Origin of the sequence: Actinomadura scrupuli (assembly GCF_050971785.1) — a bacterium.
Lineage (GTDB): Bacteria > Actinomycetota > Actinomycetes > Streptosporangiales > Streptosporangiaceae > Actinomadura_E > Actinomadura_E scrupuli.
The window spans coordinates 616,787-637,933 of record NZ_JBPCCU010000003.1 but is presented as its reverse complement, the minus strand read 5'-3'; the positions used below and the strand labels follow the sequence as shown (position 1 = coordinate 637,933).

Sequence of the window (21,147 nt, the reverse complement as noted above, 5' to 3'; positions counted from 1 at the left end):
CTCGGCCACTATGCGTCCCGTCGTCTCAGCACCAGCGCGGCGCCCGCGAGGGCTCCGGCCGCGTACAGGCAGAACACCGTGAATCCGGTCCACGGCGGCAACGTATGCCGATCCGGGTGAAGGACGGCGATCGCGTGCCCCGCGTTGCTCGGCAGGTACGGGCCGACCCGGCCGGACCAGGAGGACGGGAGAGCGTTCACGAGCTCCGGCAGCACCAGCAGCAGCCCGAAGACGGTGGCCGTACCGCCCGCCGTGTTGCGGATCATCGCGCCGATCCCGACGCTCAGCAGCGCCACGACGGTCAGATACAGGCCGGTACCGAGGACGGCGCGGGTGACGCCCGGGTCGCCCAGCGACGCCCCGGCGTCCGTGGCGGACATCAGCGCCTGGCCGGCCAGGAACGCCGCCAGGGACGCGCCGGTCATCAGCGCCCAGGTCACCACCCCGTACACGGCCGCCTTCGCCCACAGGACCGGCAACCGGCGCGGCACGGCCGAGAAGCTCGCACGGATCATGCCGGTCGAGTACTCGCCGGTGACCACGAGCACCCCCAGGACCCCGACCGCGAGCTGGGCCAGGAAGAACCCGATCAGGCTCAGCGCGGTCGGGTCGAGTGCCGCCCGCTCGGCCGCGCTCATGGCGGACCAGCGATCGGCCGTGACGGCCGAGAAGAGCGGGCCCAACCCGATCATCATGACGGCGGCGGCGAGCAGCGTGGCGAACGTCGAGCGCAGCGTGCGGAGCTTGATCCACTCCGAGTGCAGCACCCTGGCCTGGGTGACGTGGCCGCGTGCGGCGGCGGGGCGGGCAAGGGCATCGGTGGTCATGCCGCACGCCCGTCCGCGGCCGCGCCGGCCGGAAGCCGGTCCGGGGTCTGGTACTCGACGGCGCCGCGGGTCAGCTCCATGAACGCCTCCTCCAGCGACGCCCGCCGCGGGGTCAGCTCGGCGAGCGCGATCCGGTTGTCGGCGGCGATCCGGCCGATCCGGCAGCTGCTCAGACCCGTGACCTCCAACGTGCCAGGCTCCTGTGACACCACGGCCACCTCCGGCCCGGCCAGGGCCCGGCGCAGACGTTCCGCTTCGTCGGTGCGTACGAGCACCGAATCACCCGCCGCGCGCCGCGTGAACTCCTCGACCGAGGTGTCGGCGATCAGCCGGCCACGGCCGATCACGATGAGGTGCTCGGCGGTGAGCGCCATCTCGCTCATCAGATGCGAGGAGACCAGCACCGTGCGCCCTTCCGCGGCCAGATCCTTGAGCAGATGGCGGATCCACAGGACGCCCTCGGGATCCAGGCCGTTCACCGGCTCGTCGAGGACGACCGTGGCCGGGTCGCCGAGCAGGGCGCTGGCGATGCCGAGCCGCTGGCTCATGCCCAGCGAGAAGCCACCGGCCCGCTTCCCGGCCACCTGCCGCAGCCCGACGAGGTCGACCACCTCCTCCACCCGGCTGCGCGGTATGCCCGTGGTGATCGCCAGCGACAGCAGATGGTGGAAGGCCGAACGGCCGGTATGGATGGCGCGGGCCTCCAGCATCGCCCCGACCTCGTGCAGCGGAGCGCGGTGCGCGGCGTAGTGCTTGCCGTTGACCGTGACCCGCCCGGCGGTGGGAGCGTCCAGCCCCAGGATCATCCGCATCGTGGTGGACTTCCCCGCACCGTTCGGCCCGAGGAACCCGGTGACCAGACCGGGCCGGACGGTGAAACTGAGATCCGCGACGGCGGTCTTCCTCCCGTAGCACTTGGTGAGCGCGTGAGCTTCGATCATGGCTTGTCTCTCTCGGGGGTGACGGTCGGCCGGAGACCAGTCTGGGTCCGCCCGCCCGCCCGGCACATGAGCCGCCCGGCTGACCTCGCCGGATGAGCCGTGCATCCCTGGGGGGAACCCCCTCCACCCATCGGTGTACGCGACGGTGCCGTCCCCGGTGATGTGCCCCCGCGGGGACGGCGTCGCACATCGCCCAGGAGCAGCCGGAACTCGTCGCCGATCTCGGGTACGTCAGCCGCCGGCGGTGTCCATGAGCCGGTTCTCCCAGGCCCACGCGGCGACCTCCACCCGGTTGCGGAGCCCCAGTTTCAGCTGGACGTTGGCCAGGTGGCTCTTGACCGTGCTGAGGGAGATGAACAGCTCGGCGGCGATCTCATGGTTGGTACGGCCCTTGGCGATGCACAGGATCACCTCGGTCTCCCGCTCGGAGATCGGCACCTCGGGCGCGGTGACGGCCGGGGTCTTGGCGGGCGCGAGGTGGCGCAGCAGCCGGAGGGTGATCGACGGTGAGATCAGGGCGTCTCCGGTGCTGGCGGCCCGGACGGCCTCGGCGAGCAGGGCGGGCCCCGAGTCTTTGAGGATGAATCCGACGGCCCCGGCCCGCAGAGCGCCGTAGACGTACTCGTCGAGGTCGAAAGTCGTGACGACCACCACCCGGAGCGGGTCGGGGACGCCGGGGCCGGCCAGGGCGCGGGTGACCTCGATGCCGTCCAGGCGGGGCATCCGGATGTCGACGAGGCAGACGTCGGGGCGGAGGCGCCGCGCCAGGCCGACGGCTTCGGCGCCGTCCACGGCCTCCGCGACCACCGTGATGTCCGGCTGGTCCTCGAGGATGAGACGCAGCCCGCTGCGGATCATCGCCTGGTCGTCGGCGAGCAGGACCCGGATGGTCATGGCCTGCCCGGGGCGGGCAGGGTGGCGCGCACCGACCAGCCGGTCACGGGGCCCGGACCGGCGCTGAGGGTTCCGCCGAGGGCCTCGAGGCGCTCGCGCATGCCGACCAGACCGTATCCGCTGGTGTGCGGGAACCGGGGCGAGCCGGCCGACGGAGCGTCGTCGGTGATCTCCACGACGATGGCCCGCGCGTTGTGGGTGAGGGTCACGCTCACCTCGCGGGCGCCGGGGGCGTGCCGGGTGATGTTGGTGAGGGCCTCGGAGACGACTCGGTGGACGGTGGTGGTCACCTCGGGTGGCCAGGTCGGATCGGCGGGACCGTCCGGCAGGCTGAGCCGTACGGCGAGGCCGCGCCGGGCGAAACGTTCGACGAGGTCGGTGAGCCGTTCGGGGCCAGGGGTGAGTCCGCCGCCCTCGTCGGCGTCCCGGAGCAGGCCGATGACCTGGCGCATCGAGGTCAGCGCGTCGGTGCCGACGGACTCGATGCCGGCCAGGGCGCTGTCGAGCGTGTCGGCGTGCCTCCTGGCCGCGATCCGGGCGGCCTGTGCCTGGATCACGATGCCGGTGATGTGGTGGGCGGTGGCATCGTGCAGCTCTCTGGCCAGCTCCAGGCGCTCGTCACGCCGTACCGTCTCGATGGCCGCCGCACGGCGGCAGATGGCGGTCCTGCGGCGCCAGTCGCGGTAGCGCAGCAGCAGTCCGGCGCCGAGGGCGAGAGCCCACACCCCCACCTCGACACGCCCCGGCGCGGCCGCGGAGCCCGGGGAGATCGTGATCCCCAGGCCGGCCACCACCGCGACCCCGGCGGCCCAGATGGCCGCGGCCTGCGCGACCGGCAGCACCCGGACCGCGGCGGCGCCGAGCACGAACAGCGCGAGGGCCGAGGCGCCGACATCCGGGTGGGGGCGGCCGGGCAGGTGCCTGGCGGCCAGGTCCGCGGCCGTGAAGATGGCGAGGCCGATGGCGGCCGCCCACGCGGGGTTCCGCCGCCGCAGCAGGGCGACCGCGCACAACGCCGTCCCGACGGCGCAGTCGAACGCCCAGTTGCCACCGGTATGGGCGAGCGCGATGCCCTGCAGGACGAGCACCGCCGCGAACACGACCCCGAGCCCGGCATCGGCGGCGATCCCGCTCCGTTCGGCGAGGCGATCCAGGAGGTCGGCCAGGCGATCCAGCAGGTTCATGCCGTTCAGGCTACGTAGCGGCCCCGGGCGCGCACAGCGGCCGAAAGTACGACCGGCCGCGCTCGAACCGTACTTCCGGCCGGTGCGGGTGCCAGGCGGGGACCCGCACAGTGAGCGGCATGCTTTTCCGGCCGATCACCCAGGAGGACATGGCATGACCGCCGTTCTGCGGGCCCAGGGACTGGGCAAAAGGTACCGGCGGCGCTGGGCGCTGTCAGAGTGCACCCTCGAGATCCCGGCCGGGCGGGTCGTGGGGCTGGTCGGCCCCAACGGGGCCGGGAAGACCACCCTGCTGAGCCTGGCCGCCGGTCTGCTGGCACCGACGGCGGGCACGATCGAGGTGTGCGGCGGGCGTCCCGCCGGGGGCCGGGCGCAGCTGGCCAAGGTCGGCTTCGTCGCCCAGGACACGCCCACCTACGCCCGGCTGACCGTCGCCGAGCATCTCGAGCTCGGCGCCAGGCTCAGCCCGGGCTGGGACGACACCCTGGCACGGGCCCGCATCGAGCGGCTCGGCCTGGCGCCCGGCCGGCGGGCCGGGAACCTGTCCGGCGGCCAGCGCGCCCAGCTCGCCCTCACTCTCGCCATCGCCAAACGGCCCGAGCTGCTGATCCTCGACGAGCCGGTCGCCAGCCTCGACCCGCTCGCCCGGCGGGAGTTCCTGCGGGACCTGAGCGACGCCACCGCCGGGCGGGAACTCAGCGTCGTGCACTCCTCCCACCTGGTCTCCGACGTGGAACGGGTCTGCGACTACCTCATCGTGCTGGTCGCCTCCCGCGTGCGGGTGGCCGGTGACGTCACCGGCCTGCTGGCCACACACCACCTGCTCACCGCGCCGCGTCTCGACCCGGACGCCCTGCCCGCCGGGGTGGAGGTCGTCTCGGCCCACCGCACCGACCGGCAGACCACCATGCTCGTCCGCGCGGACACCGCGCCCGACGGCCCCGCCTGGACGGTCGGCCCGGTCGGCCTGGAAGACCTCGTCCTGGCCTACATGAGCATGTCCGCTTCCGCACTGGAGGTTCACCCATGATCTGGCTGACCTGGCGCCAGTTCCGTACCCAGGCCGCGGTGGTCTACGGCGCGATCGCCGTCTTCGCCGTCGCCCTCGCGGCCACCGGCCCCCGGCTGGCGCACCAGTACCGCACCAGGGGGAACGACTTCCTCCGAGAGATCAGCGGCACCTGCACCGGCCTGTACGTCGCCGGCGTCCTGGCCGTGCTCGCCCTGCCGTTCATCATCGGCCTGTTCTGGGGAGCCCCGCTGGTCACCCGCGAGCTGGACGCCGGAACCCACCGGCTGGCCTGGACCCAGACCACCCGCACCCGCTGGCTGGTCACCAAGCTCGGCCTCACCGGCCTGGCCGCCATGGCCGCCGCCGGGCTGCTCAGCCTCGCGGTGACCTGGTGGGCCGGCCCCATCGACGAGGCCATCGGCAACGTCACCGGCATGCCCGGCCCCGGGCTCCTGATCTTCCCCCGGCTGTCACCCGAGATATTCGACGCACGCGGGCTCGTCCCCGTCGGCCACGCGGCGCTCGCCTTCGTCCTCGGCGTCACCATCGGGGTCATCGTCCGCCGCACCCTGCCGGCCATGGCCATCGTGCTGGCCGTCTTCGCCGTCGTCCAGGTCACCATGTCCGTCGGGGTCCGGCCCCACCTCGTCGCCCCCGAGCACCTCACCACGACGGTCACCAACGCCAACCTGATGAACCTCAACATGTTCAACAACCTGACCGTGACCATCGACAAGCCCGGCGCCTGGGTCATCTCCCAGCACACCGTCAATGCGGCCGGACACCCGGCCCCGGTGCCCTCCTGGATGCTCAGCTGCCCACCGGGCTCGGGGTCCGGGCCGGCGAGCCGGGAATGCCTCGCCAGGTTCACCCGCCTGGGCTACCGGCAGCAGGTGACCTACCAGCCCGCCGGCCGTTTCTGGGCCCTGCAGCTGTACGAAACCGTGATCTACCTCGTCCTCGCCGGGCTCCTGGGCGGGCTCTGCACCTGGTGGATCCGCCACCGCCTGTCGTGAACCGGCCTCGGGGATCAATCGAACCGTGGGTATCGGTGAGATTGATCATGGCCTCGGGGGTCGATATCACGGAAGGGATCTTCCTCGCAGGGGTTCGAAGGACGGCTCACTGATCGGGCGGAGGCCCCGCTAGCCTGGCCACGTGCCGGTTGAGTTCTTAACTGATGAGCAGGCCGAGGCGTACGGGAAGTTCAGGGATGAGCCCACCGACCCAGCCTGGCAGTAGAAGCTGACCGACGCCGGCAAACGCGGTCCTTCGCCTCTGCTCTGGTCCAGCGCCAACCTCTACGGCACGATCGACATTGACATGGACCGCCGCCTCGACCTCGGCCTCGGCGCCTGAGCACCCATTGATAGGAACCTGCCACCAGTCGTTATGTGTGGTGTTGTCGCTGGTCAGTGGCGTTTACAACCTGCTCTGAGGGCTCGGGGAGGCGCGTGGTGGGACAGCGGTCCGCCGCAGTTATTAATTCGGCGGTCAGGATGGCTGGACTTCGTCGAAGACGGCGAGGGCTTGAGTTGGGTCCGGACTCACGAGGCGTTCCAGACCGGCTGTCGTGATTTTCGCCCATCTGCCGGCCCGTGCCCACATCTGCTCCTCGAAGGCGCGGACGGCCTCGTCCAGATCTCCAGGGCCGGGGGCGGCGGCGATGGACTCGGCGAGTTCGGCGCCTTCCAGCATCGCGAGGTTCGCACCCGCCCCCAATGGGGGCATCAGGTGGGCGGCGTCACCCAGCAGCGTCACCCCGGGGACGTGGGCCCAGGTGTGGGACACGGGCAGGACGTAGAGGGGGCGGTGGACGAAAGCGGTGCCGTGGCGGAGGAGGTCGAGGACGGGAGCGGCCCAGCCGTCGAAGAGAGCCAGCAGGCTTGATCGCACGGCCTCGGCGTCGGCCAGTTCCAGGTCCAGGTCCGTGTGCCAGTCCAGCGGCGCGCGGAACTGGGCGCCCACCTTGACGTGGCCGCCGCTGTTGCGCTGGGCGACGAGGTTGCGGTTCACGCCGTACACAGCCACGGAACCGTCGCCGATCAACCGGGCGAGGTCAGGGTGGCGGGTGTCGATGTCGTCCAGGGAGGTCTCGACCCGGGTGACGCCGGTGTAGTGCGGCATCGCGGACGAGATCGCCGGGCGGACTCTGGACCAGGCGCCGTCCGCGCCGATCACGAGGTCGAACGTCTCCTGTCGCCCGTCCGCGAAATGGACGAGCACGCCTGCATGGGTCTGCGGCACTACCTCCGTCACGCGCCGCCCCCATTGGACGTCGAGGGGGCCGATTAGCAGGTCGCGGAGTTGCCCGCGGTCGATCTCGGGATTGGCCCGTTCACCCGGACGGGGTTTCCAGTCGCGAAGGACGGTCCCGTTCGTGTCCAGGATGCGCATGGCCTGCCCCTCGGGACGCGACAGCGCCTGGAACTCCGCCAGCAGCCCCGCCTTCTCCAGTGCGAGCTGGCCCATTCCTTCGTGCAGGTCCAGGGTGCCGCCTGGCGAACGGGCGTCGGGGGCAGGATCGCGCTCGAGAACGGTGACGGGGTGACCATGGCGGTGCAGGACACGGGCGAAGGCAAGGCCGCCGGGGCCGCTCCCGATCACGGCAATACGGTGTCTCATGTCGATACACTGTATCTCCATGACGATGTATCGCAACAGGACGGTGTGACCATGACTGTGTGGGACCGGCCGGAGCCGCCGACTCGCCCCGCGCCGCTCGACCGGGAGCGGATCGTCGCCGCCGCCATCACGCTGGCCGACGAGGGCGGGCTGGAGGCGGTGTCGTTGCGCAAGGTCGCCGCCCGGCTGGACGCCGGCCCGATGCGGCTGTATAGATACATCTCCACCAAGGAGGAGTTGTTCGACCTCATGGTGGACGAGGTCTACGCCGAGATCCTCCCCGAGGAGCAGCCCGGTGACTGGCGGGAGGTGCTGCGCGTCCGCGCCCACCGCACCAGGCAGGCCACCCTCCGTCACGAATGGCTGGCCGACCTGCTCGGCGGCCGTCCGACCCTGGGCCCCAACGCCCTCTCCGTGACCGAGGCCACGCTGGCCGCGCTCGACGGCCTCACCGACCTCGACACCGTCATGCGCGCCGTGGAGACCGTCAGCGCCTACGTCACTGGCGCGATCAGACGCGAGATCGCAAACCTGCGGGCCGAGCGCGCCACGGGCCTGTCCAAGCGCGACTGGCAGCGCGCCTCCGGCCCGCATCTGAGGAAGATGCTGGCCACGGGCCGCTTCCCGGCGCTGACCAAGGCCGTGTACGACGGCACGGAGGTGGACGCCGAAGCGTCCTTCGCGACCGGCCTGGACTGGGTCCTCGACGCCGTGGCCGCCAAACTCGCCCGGCCGCCGACGTGACACTCAAGATTTAAACGTGCTCGGCCGCTACAGTTTCCGCGCCTCCACCCCAGCCGGATGGGGCCTGCGGCCCCTGCGCGACCCAGCGGCCGGCGACGACGAGGAGAGCGAGGACTGATCCGCGGCCGGGAACATCGGAAACCGGTGCTTGTTCAGTGGCCGATGCTGTCCAGTTCGGCCACATCCTCGTCGGAGAGGGACAGTCCGGCACCCGCGGTGTTCTCGCGCAGGTGGGCGGTGGACGAGGTGCCGGGGATGAGCAGGATGTTCGGCGAGCGCCGCATCAGCCAGGCCAGCGCGACCGACATCGGCGTCGCCTCCAGCCGACTCGCGACTTGCGAGAGGGCTTGCGACTGGAGGGGCGTGAAACCGCCCAGGGGGAAGAACGGCACGTAGGCAATGCCGTCAGCGGCGAGCTGGTCGACGAGGTCGTCGTCGTGGCGGTGGGCGAGGTTGTACATGTTCAGGGCCATCCTCGACGGCCTGCGCCGCACCGGCAGCAGCGAGGCGCTGCGCGCCGCCATCGCCGAACGCCATGCCGCCCTGACTCGGACGGCCGCCGCCATGCTGGAGGGCACGTCCCACCTGCACCACTACATCACCAGCGGCATCCCGGGATGAAGCCGTCCTGGCTCACCGGAGCTGGGGTCCAAGCCCGCCCCCAGCGCCTTTGTTGTTCAAGCCAGTGCACGTAGCGCGGAGAGGCGCCGCGGAGGTCGATGCTGAGGGGGTAGGGGTCGTACTCGTCCAGGAGCAGCCCGCGGAGGAATTCGACCATGCCCACGGAAAGAGAGTGAAGTCGTCTTTGGCGTGTCGGCCACAGACCACAGGACGGGCCAGTCGTCGGGGTCGGGGTCGGTGGTCAGCCAGCACAGGATGTCGGGGCCTGAGGTGATGCCCCAGGCGAGGATGTGCTTCGGGTCGATGCCGAGGCCTTCTTGGCCGCCCAGCATCTCCCAGGTGTCCCGGGCGTTCTCCGTCTCCTCCTCGAAGGTTCCGGGGTCCCACTGGATGTGCTCCTTGGGCAACGGCAGGAGGATGCCGACCTCGGCGAAGGAGCCGGCGCCGTAGATGGACGCGCCCTGCGGTGCGGCGCGCACCGCCGTGTGGCCTCGATCACACTCGGTCATAGAATGTCGTCTGTAACAGATGTGCGCCAACCGCATCAGCCGCACGTGAGGAGGCGGTTGCCCGATGGCGAAGCTACTTTTCGTGATGACCGGGGCGGCGTACTGGACGCTCAAGGACGGCACCAGGTACGCGACGGGTTACTGGGCCGAGGAGTTCGCGGCCCCCTACAAGGCGCTCACCGAGGCCGGCCACCAGGTCGTGGTCGCGACGCCCCACGGGGTGATCCCGACCGTGGACATGATGAGCCTGCGCCCCGAGATGGCCGGCAGCGCTCAGATCGCCCTCGAACTCGAGGCCATCATCCGCTCCGCAGAGGTGATGCGAAGGCCACTCCAGTTGGCGAACGCCCGCCTGGAGGACTACGACGCCGTCTACCTCCCCGGCGGCCACGGCCCCATGGAAGACCTGTGCGTCGACGCGGACGCCGGCCGGTTGGTGACCGCGGCGCTCGCCTCCGGCAAGCCCCTCGCCATCGTCTGCCACGCCCCGGCGGCGATGCTGGCGACCAGGATCCACGGCGTATCGCCCTTCGCCGGCTACCGGATCACCGCGTTCACCAACGAGGAGGAGAACGCCGTGGGGATCGGCCCGAAGGCCCGCTGGCTTTTGGAGGACGAACTCATCGGCCTGGGCGTCGACTTCACCAAGGGCGAGGCGTGGAAGCCCTACACGGTGGTCGACCGCAACCTGTTCACCGGACAGAACCCCGCCTCGGCAGCCGCCCTGGCCGAACGACTGCTCAAGGTCCTTCCCGCGCGTACCGGGTGATCGATCCGACCTGCCTCCAGCCCAGCGTGACGACTACCTCTACGTGGTCGGGCTCATGGCCATGTGCTCCGGCGAATACGGAGACCTCAGCCGACCTGCCCGACGACCTCGCCGATGCCTATCGGCGGGCACTCCCCCAGGCCCTGACCCTGCTGGCGGAGACCCTGGCCGCGGCGGAGCACGATCAGATCAGCACCCGCTACCTGCTCGCCGCCGCCGCGGCCCTCAAGGGCCACTCCGAGTACGCCGAGATCCTCAACCACCTCGATGTCCACGCCGGGTGCCAATCCTGTGGCGAACCCATGCTGGAGCTCGCCGAGTAAGCCGATCGTGCGCGGCATCTCCCCCAGGTCCCGGCGAGTTCCCGGCCCGGGTCAGCACCTGCTCAGTCCGAAGACGCGGCCAGTGCCTCCTCGGCCTCCTTCGGCACCGGTACGGCCGCCGGCGCCGGGCGGCGCTCGCCGCGCGGACGCAGCCCGAACCAGATGAAGACCACGCTGGCGAGCGTCACCGCCACGTTCACGCTCAGCGCGAGGTGGATGCCGGTCAGCTCCCCGCTCTGCGTCGCGGCGACCGAGCTCAGGATCGGGATACCGACGGTGATGGCCACCTGCTGGGTCATCGAGGTCAGGCCGGTGGCCAGGCCCTGCTCCTCCTCGGGCAGACCGGAGGTCCCGGTCACCGTGTACGCCACGATGGAGGTCACGTGCCCGAAGAACCCGATGAACAGCGCGGGGACCAGGACCGCGAGCGCCACGCGATCGGCGCCGAGGAACACCAGCGGGAGGGTCGCCAGTCCCTGCACGGACATGCCCACGGCCAGGACCGTGCGGCTGCCGAAGCGCCCGATGAAACGCCCGGCGATCACCCCGGCGGCCACGGCCGCCAGACCCGGGACGCCGAAGATCAAGCCGGTGATCAGCGGGGAGAAGTGCAGGATGCTCTGCAGGTAGAGCGTCATCAGGAAGATCATGGCGGTCTCCATGGTGAAGACCACGAGCCCCGCGTAGTTGCCCCACTTCACCGTGGGCCGCTTGAGGATGCGCACCGGGGCGAGCGGCGCGGGCGAGCGCAGCTCGATCACCCAGAACGCGGCCAGCAGCAGCACACCGGCGACGCCCGAGGGGATGTTCTTCTCGATGACCCCGTAGATCACGGCCAGCAGACCGCCGGTCACCGTCACCGCTCCAGGCAGGTCCAGCTTCACCCGGTCCGGCAGGCTGCTCTCGCGGATCAGGAAGGGAGTGAGCAGCAGGATGACCACGGCGACCGGGACGTTGATGAAGAACGCGGCCCGCCAGCTCATCAGGCTGACCAGAGTGCCGCCGACCAGCGCGCCGACGGTGAACCCGCCGGAGAGCAGCGCGCCGTTGAGGCCGAGGACGCGGTCGCGGGTTGCGCCTTCCGTGAAAGTGGTGGTGAGCAGTGACAACGCGGCGGGGATGGCCATCGCGGTGGCGAAGCCCTGCAGCGCGCGGGCGGCCAGGAGCGTCTCGGGGCCGGACGCGAAGCCGCCGAGCAACGAGGCCCCGGTCAGCAGGACCACCCCGGACAGGAACAGCCTGCGGCGGCCGAACAGGTCCCCCATCCGGCCGAACAGAAGGGCACAGCCGGCGGCGGGCAGCGCGTACGCGGAGGCGATCCAGGGGAGCCCGGTCACATCCAGCCCGACGCCCGCGCCGACCTCCGGCAGCGCGACGTTCAGGATCGAGAAGTCCACGGACAGCATGAACCCGGCACCGAGCAGGACGAACAGGATCAACCGCTGCCTGCCGCTGAAACGTGGAGGCAGGGTTGTTTCGGTAGTCACGAGCGATTCCTTTTCTTCGAGAACCCGGTGCTGTCAACGATCGGCACGCTGCCGGGCCGGCCGGCAGAGCCGGTCGGCGATGTGTTCTTGCAGGTCATCGGGGATCTCAACCGGATCCCCGGAGAGCGGTCGCTGCCGCCCTGGGGGCGGGGCAGGCGCGGGCCGCTCGGCGATCCGCCTTTCTGGGCGGACGGACCGAGCAGCCCGCGCGGAGAGCCGTAGCCGGAGTGCTAGTCCGGGTCGCGCTCTGCGGCCTCGGCGGCGCGTTTGATGTTGGCCAGGCGCCGATCCCAGTCGGTCGCTAGCGCGGTCATCCATTGCGCCGTCGCGTCCAGAGCCGCGGGCCGTACCGTGTAGCGCACCTCGCGTCCGACCCGGCTCCCGGAGACCAGCCCGGCGGCGTCCAGCACGGTGAGGTGCTTGACCACCGCCTGCCGCGAGACGGGAAGTCGTTCGGCGAGTGTCGTCGCAGTGGCCTCGCCCTGTGCGGCGAGCAGATCAAGCAGCTGCCGTCGCGTCGGGTCGGCCAGGGCGGCCAGGACGCTGTCGACGGCCTCGGCGGCGACGGGGCGTTCGTCCGTCACACGGACGGCTGTTCGGCGCGTGCCTTGAGCGCGTCGAGTTCCTGGGGCCAGCCGCCGCTGTTGTCCTTCATCGCCTGGTGGCGCAGCTCCTCGGTGCCGGCCAGCGCAGCGAACCCGCTCTCGACGACGCGGAGCCGGGTGCTGTCGCCCTCCGGGGTCAGCGTGAACTCCACCAGGGTGCTGTTGTCCTCTCGCAGCTCCTGTCCGGGGAACGCGCTGGCCCAGCGGTACGCCAGGTACGTCGGCGGCTCGACCTTCTCCACGCGTACCGGGAAGTCGCCGTACTCCGGGTTCTTCGCCACCATCGACTCACCTTCCCTTGCCACGGTGCCGGGCAGGCTCGCCTTGTCGGCCACCCAGAACCCGGGTTCGGCCACCAGCGACCAGACCCGCTCCAGGGACGCCGCGATCAGGGTCTCGCGTTCGATCCGATCCTCGCTCATGTGCAGACTCCTTCGCTATCACCATTGGGTGCAACCCCAGAGTTGCACATCAATAGCTCCAGACGCAACCCAAGGGTTGCACCAGATCTCACGCAACCCAGCACGTGACGACCGGCCGCGCGGTTCAGCCAGGGGTCAGATCCTGGAGGCCGACCACGCGCAGCAGCTCCAGCCGTTCGTAGGACCTGCTGCCCGGACGGGCGGTGTGGACGATCAGCCGCTGGTCGTGCTCCGGGTTCAGCAGTACCTCGCAGTCCAGCTCCAGCAGGCCGACGACCGGATGCAGGAAGCGTTTGATGTCAGCGCGGCGTACGGCGACATCGTGGGTGTCCCACAGAGCCGAGAACTCCTCGCTACGGGCGCGGAGCCGGCGTACGAGCCCTGCCAGCCGCGCGTCGTCCGGGCGGCGGGCGAATGTGGCGCGCAGATCCGCCACCGTTACGCGGGCGGCACGGTCACGGTCCTCGGCCGGGAAGAGTTCCCGTGCGGAGGGGTCCGTGAAGTAGCGCCAGACGACGTTGCGCTCCGCCTCGGGGCGGGCGGACGCGTCACCGTGGAGCGCCTTGGCCATCGCGTTCTGCGCGAGGATGTCGCCGCGGTCGCTCACCACCTGGGCGGGAGTGTCGGTCAGCCGGTCGAGGACGAGATGCAGGCCAGGGCGGACGTGCTCCGTGCTCGGCCGGTTGCGCGGGGGCTCCTCGCCGGCCAGATGGAAGAGGTGGTCCCGTTCGTCGCCGGTCAGCCGCAGCGCGCGGGCGACGGCGGCGAGCATCTGGCGGGACGGGCGTGAGCCCCTGGCCTGCTCCAGCCGCGTGTAGTGGTCGGTGGACATACCCGCCAGCTGCGCCACCTCCTCCCGGCGCAGTCCCGGGGTGCGGCGCCGGGCGCCCTGCGAGAGCCCCACGTCGGCAGGGACGAGCCGGGTACGGCAGTGGCGCAGGAAGTCGGCCAGTTCGGTTCTGTCCACACCCCCACCATGCCGCGGGAAGCCGGCCGCAGCCAGGGACCGCCCGTCCCCGGATAAGGACGTCTCTCCCGCCGGCGCCCGTACCACCGCACGCTGGAAGCCGGCTCGGCGAACCGGCGGCGCCCCCGCAGGTGCGACGAGACGAGCACCGCAGAGGTGCCGCGTGCCACATGCGGCGTCCGCACGACAGCAACATCCGCCTTCCGCGGATTGGTCGGCGTTGCAGAGCATTTAGATCTTTTGCGGAGAAAGGGAGATTTCGCATGCAGTACCGCACACTCGGCCGGACCGGTATCAAGGTCAGCCCCTATGCGCTCGGCGCCTTGATGTTCGCCACGTCCGTCGGCAACCCCGACCCCGACGACTCGGCCCGCATCATCCACCATGCGCTGGACGCGGGAATCAACCTCATCGACACCGCTGACGTCTACGGCGACTCCGAAGAGGTCGTCGGCAAGGCGCTCAAGGGGCGACGGGACAACGTCGTCCTCGCGACCAAGGTGGGCCGCCCGATGGGTGACGACCCCAATCACCAGGGCGCCTCGCGGCGCTGGATCGTGACCGCGGTCGAGAACTCGCTGCGCCGCCTGCAGACCGACCACATCGACCTCTACCAGGTCCAGCGGCCGGACTCCACCACGGACATCGAGGAGACGCTCTCCGCGCTCTCCGACCTGATCCACAGCGGGAAGGTCCGTGCGATCGGGACGTCCACGATGCCGGCGTCCGGCATCATCGAAGCCCAGTGGGTCGCCGAGCGGCGCGGTCTGGACCGGTTCCACACAGAGCAGCCGCCGTACTCGCTGCTCGACCGCGGCATCGAACGCGAGGTGCTGCCGGTCGCTCAGCGCTTTGGGGTGGGCACGCTGGTCTGGGGCCCGCTCGGGCAGGGACTGCTCACGGGGCGCGTCCGCAAGGGCCGGCAGAACGAACTCCGCCGCGCCGGCCTCTTCAAGCACCTCAACGACGAGCGCCGTCTCGACGCCGTCGAGCGGTTCATCTCGCTCGCCGAGGAGGCCGGCTTGCCGCTGACCCACCTCGCCATGGCGTTCGCGATCGCTCATCCCGGCGTGACCAGCGCGATCGTCGGGCCGCGCACGATGAGCCACCTCGACGACCTTCTCGCCGGCATCGACGTGACACTCACCGACGACATCCTCGACCGGATCGACGAGATCGTCCCGCCGGGCACCGACGTCGGCGCACTCGACCAGGCATACGTGCCACCGGCTCTCCAGCAGGCGAGCCTGCGCCGCCGGCCCGTCAGCGAACGCACCGCCGCCTGACGCATCGCCAGGAGGCGCGGGAGCAGTAGCGGCCCACGCTTGCGCTGCGGGTCACCGCCGCCGGCCGGCCCCCGATATGCGCTCAGGTCGCGAGTTCTGCGTAGTCGTCCCGCTGATGTCGGGGGTTCGGGTCCGAGGTGTGTGCGAACCGTACGGTGATGGCCAGGCCGCCTTCGGGGCGTGCGCTGGTGGTGAGGGTGGCGTGGTGGGCTTGGGCGACGGCGTTGACGATGGCGAGGCCGAGACCGTAGCCGTCGCTGCGGCTGTGACGGTCGAGCGCCAGTCTCTGGAAGGGGTGGTAGAGGCGCTGGATCTGGTTGTCGGGGATGACCGGGCCGCTGTTGGTGATCGTGAGGGTCGCCTGCGTGCCGGAGGTCCGAGTGGTGATCTCTACGTGCCCGTCTGGGCGATTGTGGCGGATGGCGTTGTCGATGAGGTTGGCGATGAGGCTTTCGATCAGTCTCGGGTCCCCGGCCGTCACTGCGGGCGCCAGGTGTTCGGCGAGATCGATGCCGGTCCGTGCTGCTTGGTCGCGACGGGAGGCGAGCACTCCTGCGGCGACTTGGGCGAGGTCGAGGGTGTCTGTGCGGGTGACGCCGCGCTCGCTGGTGGCCAGGGCGAGCAGTGCTTGGACGAGCCGTTCCTGGTGTCCGCCGAGGGCGAGGGCCTCCTGGCATGCCGAGCGCAGGGTGTCGGCGTCGGCGTCGGGGTCGGCCAGGGCGACTTCGAGGAGGGTGCGCAGGCCTGCGAGGGGGGTGCGTAGCTCGTGGGAGGCGTTGGCGACGAAGTGCCGGTGGGCGTCGAAGGAGGCCTGGAGGCGCGCGAACAGGTCGTCGAGGATGCAGCCCAGCTCGGTCAGCTCGTCGGCGGGCTCGCCGAGGTCGAGACGCCGGTGGAGGTTTCCGGCGGAGATGGCCTTGGCGGTGTCGGTGATGGCTCGCAGGGGTCTGAGGAATCGGCCGGCGACGAACCAGCCGGCAGCGAGGGCGATGGGGATGAGGATGACGAGCGCGACGGCGGAGCCGACGAGGAGCTGGTGCGGGCCGATCCCCCGGCCGGTGCCGGTGATCGTGCCTGGCGCTGAGCTGTGGGCGGGGACGGTGGACTGGATGCCGACCAGGGGGACGGTGACGATGGCGAGGACCACGATCCCGGCGACGAAGATGCCTGCGGCGTAGAAGAGCGCGAGCCGGGCCTGAAGGGACCGTCTGGGGAGTGGCCGGGGGCCGGTCATGGTGGCCCGATCCGGTAGCCGCCTTCGCGGATGGTCTCGATCACTGGCGGGTCGCCGAGTTTGGCTCGCAGCCGGTGCATGGTGTGCTTGACCGCAGACGTGAAGGGGTCGGCCGCCTCGTCCCAGACTCGTTCGAGTAGTTCCTCGGCCGGCAGGACCAGGCCAGGCGAGGCCAGCAGGCATTCAAGGAGCGCGAACTCCTTCGGGCTGAGCTCGAGACGCCGGCCGGCGCGGAAGGCCACCCGCCGAGCCGGGTCCAGGGTGATGTCCGCGCAGGAGAGGGTGGGAGGAAGCGGCGGGGTGGCCCGGCGGGCCAGGGCCCGGATGCGGGCGACCAGTTCGGCGAAGGCGAACGGCTTGGGCAGGTAGTCGTCCGCACCGAGGCTGAGCCCGTCGACGCGGTCTTCGATCGTGTCGGCCGCGGTCAGCATCAGCACGCGGCTGTCGGAGCGTTCGTTGGCGAGCCGCCGGCAGATCTCGTCCCCGTGGACGCCGGGCAGGTCGCGGTCGAGGATCACCACCTCGTAGCGGGTGACGGCCAGGCGGTCGAGGGCGGCGGTTCCATCCAGGACGACGTCGACGGCCATGCCCTCCCGGCGCAGCCCGGTGCCGATGGAGCGGGCGAGGACCTCGAAGTCCTCGACGACGAGAACCCTCACCGCCGCTCACCGCCGGTCGTCGTGGGGGCGGGGCGGCCGAACCGGCCGCCGGGTCGAGGTGCCATGCGTTCAACGATGCCAGATCCCAGGTTCCAGCCGGGTCGCAGCCGCTGCGACCGGCCTGGAACCGGGTGCCGCGTACAACCGTCGGCATGAGTCCATTTCGAACCATGAGCTCGCTGCGATGAGCGCCCCAGGGATCGTCGTCGCCGGACTGCGCAAGCGGTACGGAGCCACCCTGGCCCTCGACGGCATGTCCTTCACCGTCCGTCCGGGTGTGGTGACCGGCTTCGTGGGACCGAACGGGGCCGGGAAGTCCACCACGATGCGGGTGATCCTGGGCTTGGACGCGGTCGAGGAGGGCACCGCACTCGTCGACGGCAGGCCGTACCACAGCCTTCGGCACCCGCTGAGCCACGTCGGTTCACTGCTGGACGCGGCTGCGCTGCACCCCGGCCGGAGCGCTCGTCACCATCTGCTCTGGCTGGCGCATTCACAGGGCCTGGCCGCGCGGCGGGTGGACCAGGTGATCGAGCAGGTCGGCCTGACCTCCGCGGCCCGGCGCAAGGCCGGCGGCTACTCGCTCGGCATGCGCCAGCGGCTCGGGATCGCCGCGGCGCTGTTGGGCGACCCGCCGATCATCATGCTCGATGAGCCGTTCAACGGCCTGGATCCCGACGGCATCATCTGGATGCGCGGTTTCCTGCGGTCGCTGGCCGCTCAGGGCCGCGCCGTCCTGGTGTCCAGCCACCTGATGAGCGAGGTGCGGGACACCGCCGATCATCTCGTCGTGGCCGGGCGGGGCAAGGCCATCGCCGACGCCGGCGTGGCCGACCTGATCGCGGCCGCCTCCGGGGGCCGGGTGGCCCTCCGGACCACGGCCGGTACGCACGCGATGAGGGTGCTCGCGCATGCCGGCGCGACCGTGGTGGCCACCGGCCGCGACACCATCACCGTCTCCGGCCTGCCTGCGGATCGGATCGTGTCGCTGCTCAGCGAGAGCGCGGTGCCGTTCTCCGAGATATCAGCACACCGCGCCACCCTCGAGGACGTCTACCTGGAGCTCACCCGCGAGGCGGTCGAGTTCCGCGCCGCGACGCCCACGGAGGTACCACGATGACCTCTACCGCCACGCCGTACCGACCCGGCCAACGGGGTGAGCGGGACGGCTTCCTCCAGGTGCTGCACGCGGAGTGGACCAAGTTCTGGACGGTCCGGGGCTGGGTGACCGGTACGGTGGCGGCGGCGCTGATGATGGTGCTGTTCGCCCTGCTCGCCGGGGTCAGTGCCAATCAGAAGGGCGCACCGCCCGTTCCGACCGGACCCGGCGGTGAGCCGGTCACCGACAGCTTCTACTTCGTGCACCGGCCGCTGACCGGAAACGGCAGCCTCACCGTCTCCGTTTCCGCGCTCAGGAGCAGCATCCCCACGGGTCCCGCGGACCTGCGGCCTGGCATCGTGCCGTGGGCGAAGGCCGGGCTCATCATCAAGCAGAGCACCCGCCAGGGATCACCCTACGCGGCGATCATGGTCACCGGCAGCCACGGCGTGCGGATGCAGCACGACTACGTCAACGACACGGCCGGCCTCCCCGGCCCTGTCTCCGCCGCGTCCGTTCGCCGGCTGCGGCTGGACCGCTCGGGCGACGCGATCACCGGCTACGCCTCCGCCGACGGCACGGACTGGACCAAGGTGGGCACCGTGCACGTGAGGGGGCTCGGACCGACCGCGCAGGGCGGGCTGTTCGTCGCATCTCCGCCTTCCGTGCACGGCATGGGCACGCGCGGCAGTGCGTCCACGGCCGTCTTCGGGGATCTTCGTATCCAGGGGCGCTGGGCCGGTGGCAACTGGGCAGGCGACCAGGTGGGACGGGAATCCCCCAGCTTCGCCGGCTACCCGCAGCACACGTCGGGTTCGTTCACGGGATCTGACGGCGGCTTCACGGTGACCGGTGCCGGCGACATAGCGCCCGCCGTTCGCGAAACCCTGCCCACCGGCGGCACCCTCGGAGACATCCTCACCGGCACGTTCGCCGCCCTGATCGCGGTGATCGTCGTAGGGGCGCTGTACATCACTACGGAATACCGGCAGAACCTGATCCGCGTCACCCTGGCCGCCAGCCCGAGGCGGAGCCGGGTGCTGGCGGCCAAGGCGATCGTGCTGGGAGCCGGCACCTTCGTCGCCGGGCTGGTGGGAGTGGTCGTCGCGGCTCCGCTCGGCGAGCGGCTCGCCCGGGCCAACGGCGTGTACATCTTCCCGGTGGCGTCTTCGACCGAACTACGGGTGGCGATCGGGACCGCGGCGCTGCTCTCGACCGCCTCGATCCTGGCCCTCTCCGCCGGCACCATCTTCCGGCACAGCGCCGGCGCGGTCACCACCGTCATCGTGGCCATCGTGCTGCCGTACGTCTTGATCGCCAACCCGTTCATGCCCGCCGGCGTGGCGGACTGGCTGACCCGGGTGACGCCGGCCGCGGCCTTCGCCGTCCAGCAGACGCTTGTGCCGTATCACCAGGTCACGAGCATCTCTACGCCGTACAACGGGTACTACCCGCTGGCACCGTGGGCCGGGCTCGCCGTCCTGGCCGGCTACGCGGTGGTAAGCCTGGCCGTGGCAGCCGCCCTTCTTCGCAGGAGGGACGCATGAGTCCGGCGCTGCATGCGGAATGGACGAAGCTACGGACCGTCGCCGGCCCCCTGTGGCTGCTGCTCGGCATGATCGCGGCGACGGTGGCCCTGAGCGCCGGGGCGACCTCGGTGGTGACATGCACGTCCGCCGGCTGTGGCGGCGACCTGACCAAGCTCAGCCTCATCGGCGTCGAGGTCGGCCAGGCGCTGGCCGCCATCCTGGCCGTACTGGTCATCAGCGGCGAGTTCAGCTCGGGCATGATCCGCACCACCCTCACGGCGATGCCGCATCGGGCCACCGTCCTCGCGGCCAAGGCCATCACTCTCGCCGGCGTCGTCGCCGTCGCCGGAACCATCGCGGTCCTCGGGTCGCTGCTGGCTGGGCGGCTCATCCTGCCCCGCCACGGCTTCACAGCCACCCGCGGCTTCCCTGCCCTGTCCCTGGCCGACGGGCCGACGCTACGCGCGACCGCCGGGTCGATCCTCTACCTGACCCTGATCGCCCTGCTCAGCCTCGGCATCGCGGCCATCGTGCGGGACTCCGCGACCAGCACCGGGGTCGTCCTCGGCCTGCTCTACCTCCTCCCGATCCTCTCCCAGGTGATCGGCGATCCGCACTGGCAGCGCCTGCTCCAGCAGGTCGGGCCGATGAGCGCCGGGCTCGCCATCCAGGCCACCACTGATCTGCACAGCCTTCCCCTCAGCCCCTGGGCCGGTCTTGGCGTCACCGCCGGGTGGGCCGCCGCCGCGCTCGTGGCCGGGGGCCTGCTGCTACGCAAACGCGACGCCTAGAGCAGGACCGATCCGTGACCTTGAGGCATTGTGGCCCTCCTGACCTGGGTGCCCCATGATCAAAGAGATGGCCCCTTGAACCGGCCGTCTCGTTGATCATGAGGCATCTCGTTGGATTCGATGGTGTCAGTGGACGGCTCTGGAGATGTCGTATCAGCCGAGCTGCTCGGCCAACCCGACGAAGATCCCCTCGGGGCCGCGGACGTAGCAGAGCAGGTAGCTGTCCTCGTACCGGGTCACATCACCGACGAGTTCGGCGCCGTGAGGGCGCAGGCGGGCAAGGGTGTCCTCGATGTCGTCGACGGCGAACATGACGCGATGCATGCCCAGCGTGTTATGCGGCTGGTCATGCTGCCCGGCGTCGATCGCCGCGGGGGTCTGGTACTTCGCCAGCTCCAGCCGGCTGTGGCCGTCTGGGGTCCGCATCATCGCGATGTCGCAGCGGACGCCGTCGAGTCCGACGGTGCGGTCCACCCAGGGGCCCTCGACCTGCGCTTTGCCCTCCAGCTCCATGCCCAGTTCGGTGAAGAAGGCAACGGCGGCATCCATGTCGTCGACGACGATGCCGACGTTGTCCATCCGCTGAATCGTCATGGTGGTTCTCCTTCGTTCTTTGTCG

24 protein-coding genes are annotated in these 21,147 nt (G+C 70.8%); 10 read left to right on the top strand and 14 right to left on the bottom strand.

The features are described from left to right. Positions 1 to 8: 8 nt before the first annotated feature. The 4 genes from ACRYCC_RS17195 to ACRYCC_RS17180 form a co-directional block, all read right to left on the bottom strand. Positions 9 to 827 carry an ABC transporter permease subunit gene (locus ACRYCC_RS17195; RefSeq protein ID WP_433813201.1) on the bottom strand — a complete coding sequence of 273 codons (819 nt, stop codon included), beginning with the start codon at positions 825 to 827 and terminating at the stop codon, positions 9 to 11. Continuing rightward, on the bottom strand, positions 824 to 1,768 hold the full coding sequence (locus ACRYCC_RS17190) for an ATP-binding cassette domain-containing protein (protein ID WP_433813199.1): 945 nt from the start codon (positions 1,766 to 1,768) through the stop codon (positions 824 to 826). The genes ACRYCC_RS17195 and ACRYCC_RS17190 overlap by 4 nt, the downstream gene beginning before the upstream one ends. 231 nt (positions 1,769 to 1,999) lie before the next feature. Continuing rightward, on the bottom strand, positions 2,000 to 2,662 hold the full coding sequence (locus ACRYCC_RS17185) for a response regulator (RefSeq protein ID WP_433813197.1): 663 nt from the start codon (positions 2,660 to 2,662) through the stop codon (positions 2,000 to 2,002). Further along, on the bottom strand, positions 2,659 to 3,846 hold the full coding sequence (locus ACRYCC_RS17180) for a sensor histidine kinase (RefSeq protein WP_433813195.1): 1,188 nt from the start codon (positions 3,844 to 3,846) through the stop codon (positions 2,659 to 2,661). Before ACRYCC_RS17180 ends, ACRYCC_RS17185 begins: the two co-directional genes overlap by 4 nt. A 154-nt stretch (positions 3,847 to 4,000) precedes the next feature. On the opposite strand from ACRYCC_RS17180, the gene ACRYCC_RS17175 reads away from it, so the two are divergent. Together ACRYCC_RS17175 and ACRYCC_RS17170 are read left to right on the top strand one after the other, a co-directional pair. After that, positions 4,001 to 4,876, top strand: coding sequence for an ABC transporter ATP-binding protein (locus ACRYCC_RS17175; protein ID WP_433813193.1), 876 nt, complete (start codon positions 4,001 to 4,003; stop codon positions 4,874 to 4,876). After that, positions 4,873 to 5,874 carry an ABC-2 membrane transporter-related protein gene (locus ACRYCC_RS17170; RefSeq protein WP_433813192.1) on the top strand — a complete coding sequence of 334 codons (1,002 nt, stop codon included), beginning with the start codon at positions 4,873 to 4,875 and terminating at the stop codon, positions 5,872 to 5,874. The genes ACRYCC_RS17175 and ACRYCC_RS17170 overlap by 4 nt, the downstream gene beginning before the upstream one ends. A gap of 478 nt (positions 5,875 to 6,352) precedes the next feature. Here ACRYCC_RS17170 and ACRYCC_RS17165 read toward each other — a convergent pair whose 3' ends face one another. Beyond that, positions 6,353 to 7,483: an FAD-dependent oxidoreductase gene (locus ACRYCC_RS17165; RefSeq protein WP_433813190.1), complete on the bottom strand. Its 1,131-nt coding sequence runs from the start codon at positions 7,481 to 7,483 to the stop codon at positions 6,353 to 6,355. A gap of 51 nt (positions 7,484 to 7,534) precedes the next feature. On the opposite strand from ACRYCC_RS17165, the gene ACRYCC_RS17160 reads away from it, so the two are divergent. After that, positions 7,535 to 8,227 carry a TetR/AcrR family transcriptional regulator gene (locus ACRYCC_RS17160; protein WP_433813189.1) on the top strand — a complete coding sequence of 231 codons (693 nt, stop codon included), beginning with the start codon at positions 7,535 to 7,537 and terminating at the stop codon, positions 8,225 to 8,227. A gap of 152 nt (positions 8,228 to 8,379) precedes the next feature. Here the strand turns inward: ACRYCC_RS17160 and ACRYCC_RS17155 are convergent, their stop codons facing one another. Next, positions 8,380 to 8,688, bottom strand: a complete 309-nt coding sequence (locus ACRYCC_RS17155; protein ID WP_433813187.1) for an aldo/keto reductase — start codon at positions 8,686 to 8,688, stop codon at positions 8,380 to 8,382. Here ACRYCC_RS17155 and ACRYCC_RS17150 point away from each other — a divergent pair. Next, positions 8,687 to 8,848, top strand: a complete 162-nt coding sequence (locus ACRYCC_RS17150) for a hypothetical protein (RefSeq protein WP_433813185.1) — start codon at positions 8,687 to 8,689, stop codon at positions 8,846 to 8,848. The two genes, ACRYCC_RS17155 and ACRYCC_RS17150, sit on opposite strands and share 2 nt — an antisense overlap. A 56-nt stretch (positions 8,849 to 8,904) precedes the next feature. Here the strand turns inward: ACRYCC_RS17150 and ACRYCC_RS17145 are convergent, their stop codons facing one another. Then, entirely contained in the window at positions 8,905 to 9,357 is a 453-nt protein-coding gene (locus ACRYCC_RS17145) for a hypothetical protein (RefSeq protein WP_433813184.1), read from the bottom strand. A 64-nt stretch (positions 9,358 to 9,421) separates the two neighbouring features. Between ACRYCC_RS17145 and ACRYCC_RS17140 the strand changes: the two genes are divergently transcribed. Continuing rightward, positions 9,422 to 10,126, top strand: a complete 705-nt coding sequence (locus ACRYCC_RS17140) for a type 1 glutamine amidotransferase domain-containing protein (protein WP_433813182.1) — start codon at positions 9,422 to 9,424, stop codon at positions 10,124 to 10,126. 26 nt (positions 10,127 to 10,152) lie between these two features. Beyond that, positions 10,153 to 10,449, top strand: coding sequence for a hypothetical protein (locus tag ACRYCC_RS17135; protein WP_433813180.1), 297 nt, complete (start codon positions 10,153 to 10,155; stop codon positions 10,447 to 10,449). A gap of 62 nt (positions 10,450 to 10,511) precedes the next feature. On the opposite strand, the gene ACRYCC_RS17130 is transcribed toward ACRYCC_RS17135, so the two are convergent. The 4 genes from ACRYCC_RS17130 to ACRYCC_RS17115 all read right to left on the bottom strand — a co-directional run bounded on the left by ACRYCC_RS17130 (position 10,512) and on the right by ACRYCC_RS17115 (position 13,930). Further along, complete coding sequence (locus ACRYCC_RS17130; RefSeq protein ID WP_433813178.1) at positions 10,512 to 11,936, bottom strand: MFS transporter; 1,425 nt, start codon at positions 11,934 to 11,936, stop codon at positions 10,512 to 10,514. A 230-nt stretch (positions 11,937 to 12,166) separates the two neighbouring features. Next, on the bottom strand, positions 12,167 to 12,520 hold the full coding sequence (locus ACRYCC_RS17125) for an ArsR/SmtB family transcription factor (protein WP_433813176.1): 354 nt from the start codon (positions 12,518 to 12,520) through the stop codon (positions 12,167 to 12,169). Continuing rightward, complete coding sequence (locus ACRYCC_RS17120) at positions 12,517 to 12,963, bottom strand: SRPBCC domain-containing protein (RefSeq protein ID WP_433813175.1); 447 nt, start codon at positions 12,961 to 12,963, stop codon at positions 12,517 to 12,519. The genes ACRYCC_RS17125 and ACRYCC_RS17120 overlap by 4 nt, the downstream gene beginning before the upstream one ends. Before the next feature lie 124 nt (positions 12,964 to 13,087). Next, the gene (locus tag ACRYCC_RS17115) at positions 13,088 to 13,930 is read right to left on the bottom strand and encodes a helix-turn-helix transcriptional regulator (RefSeq protein ID WP_433813173.1); all 843 of its coding nucleotides are present in this window, start codon (positions 13,928 to 13,930) and stop codon (positions 13,088 to 13,090) included. A gap of 263 nt (positions 13,931 to 14,193) precedes the next feature. On the opposite strand from ACRYCC_RS17115, the gene ACRYCC_RS17110 reads away from it, so the two are divergent. After that, positions 14,194 to 15,216, top strand: a complete 1,023-nt coding sequence (locus tag ACRYCC_RS17110; RefSeq protein ID WP_433813172.1) for an aldo/keto reductase — start codon at positions 14,194 to 14,196, stop codon at positions 15,214 to 15,216. Positions 15,217 to 15,298: 82 nt separating this feature from the next. On the opposite strand, the gene ACRYCC_RS17105 is transcribed toward ACRYCC_RS17110, so the two are convergent. Further along, the gene (locus ACRYCC_RS17105) at positions 15,299 to 16,450 is read right to left on the bottom strand and encodes a sensor histidine kinase (RefSeq protein WP_433813170.1); all 1,152 of its coding nucleotides are present in this window, start codon (positions 16,448 to 16,450) and stop codon (positions 15,299 to 15,301) included. Continuing rightward, complete coding sequence (locus tag ACRYCC_RS17100; protein ID WP_433813168.1) at positions 16,447 to 17,109, bottom strand: response regulator transcription factor; 663 nt, start codon at positions 17,107 to 17,109, stop codon at positions 16,447 to 16,449. Before ACRYCC_RS17100 ends, ACRYCC_RS17105 begins: the two co-directional genes overlap by 4 nt. Before the next feature lie 184 nt (positions 17,110 to 17,293). Between ACRYCC_RS17100 and ACRYCC_RS17095 the strand changes: the two genes are divergently transcribed. The 3 genes from ACRYCC_RS17095 to ACRYCC_RS17085 are packed head-to-tail and all read left to right on the top strand — an operon-like array spanning position 17,294 to position 20,528. After that, positions 17,294 to 18,229 carry an ATP-binding cassette domain-containing protein gene (locus ACRYCC_RS17095; RefSeq protein ID WP_433813166.1) on the top strand — a complete coding sequence of 312 codons (936 nt, stop codon included), beginning with the start codon at positions 17,294 to 17,296 and terminating at the stop codon, positions 18,227 to 18,229. Beyond that, on the top strand, positions 18,226 to 19,755 hold the full coding sequence (locus ACRYCC_RS17090; protein ID WP_433813164.1) for an ABC transporter permease subunit: 1,530 nt from the start codon (positions 18,226 to 18,228) through the stop codon (positions 19,753 to 19,755). Before ACRYCC_RS17095 ends, ACRYCC_RS17090 begins: the two co-directional genes overlap by 4 nt. Beyond that, entirely contained in the window at positions 19,752 to 20,528 is a 777-nt protein-coding gene (locus ACRYCC_RS17085; RefSeq protein ID WP_433813162.1) for an ABC transporter permease, read from the top strand. Before ACRYCC_RS17090 ends, ACRYCC_RS17085 begins: the two co-directional genes overlap by 4 nt. 153 nt (positions 20,529 to 20,681) lie before the next feature. Here ACRYCC_RS17085 and ACRYCC_RS17080 read toward each other — a convergent pair whose 3' ends face one another. Continuing rightward, the gene (locus ACRYCC_RS17080; protein ID WP_433813905.1) at positions 20,682 to 21,107 is read right to left on the bottom strand and encodes a VOC family protein; all 426 of its coding nucleotides are present in this window, start codon (positions 21,105 to 21,107) and stop codon (positions 20,682 to 20,684) included. Positions 21,108 to 21,147 lie beyond the last annotated feature (40 nt).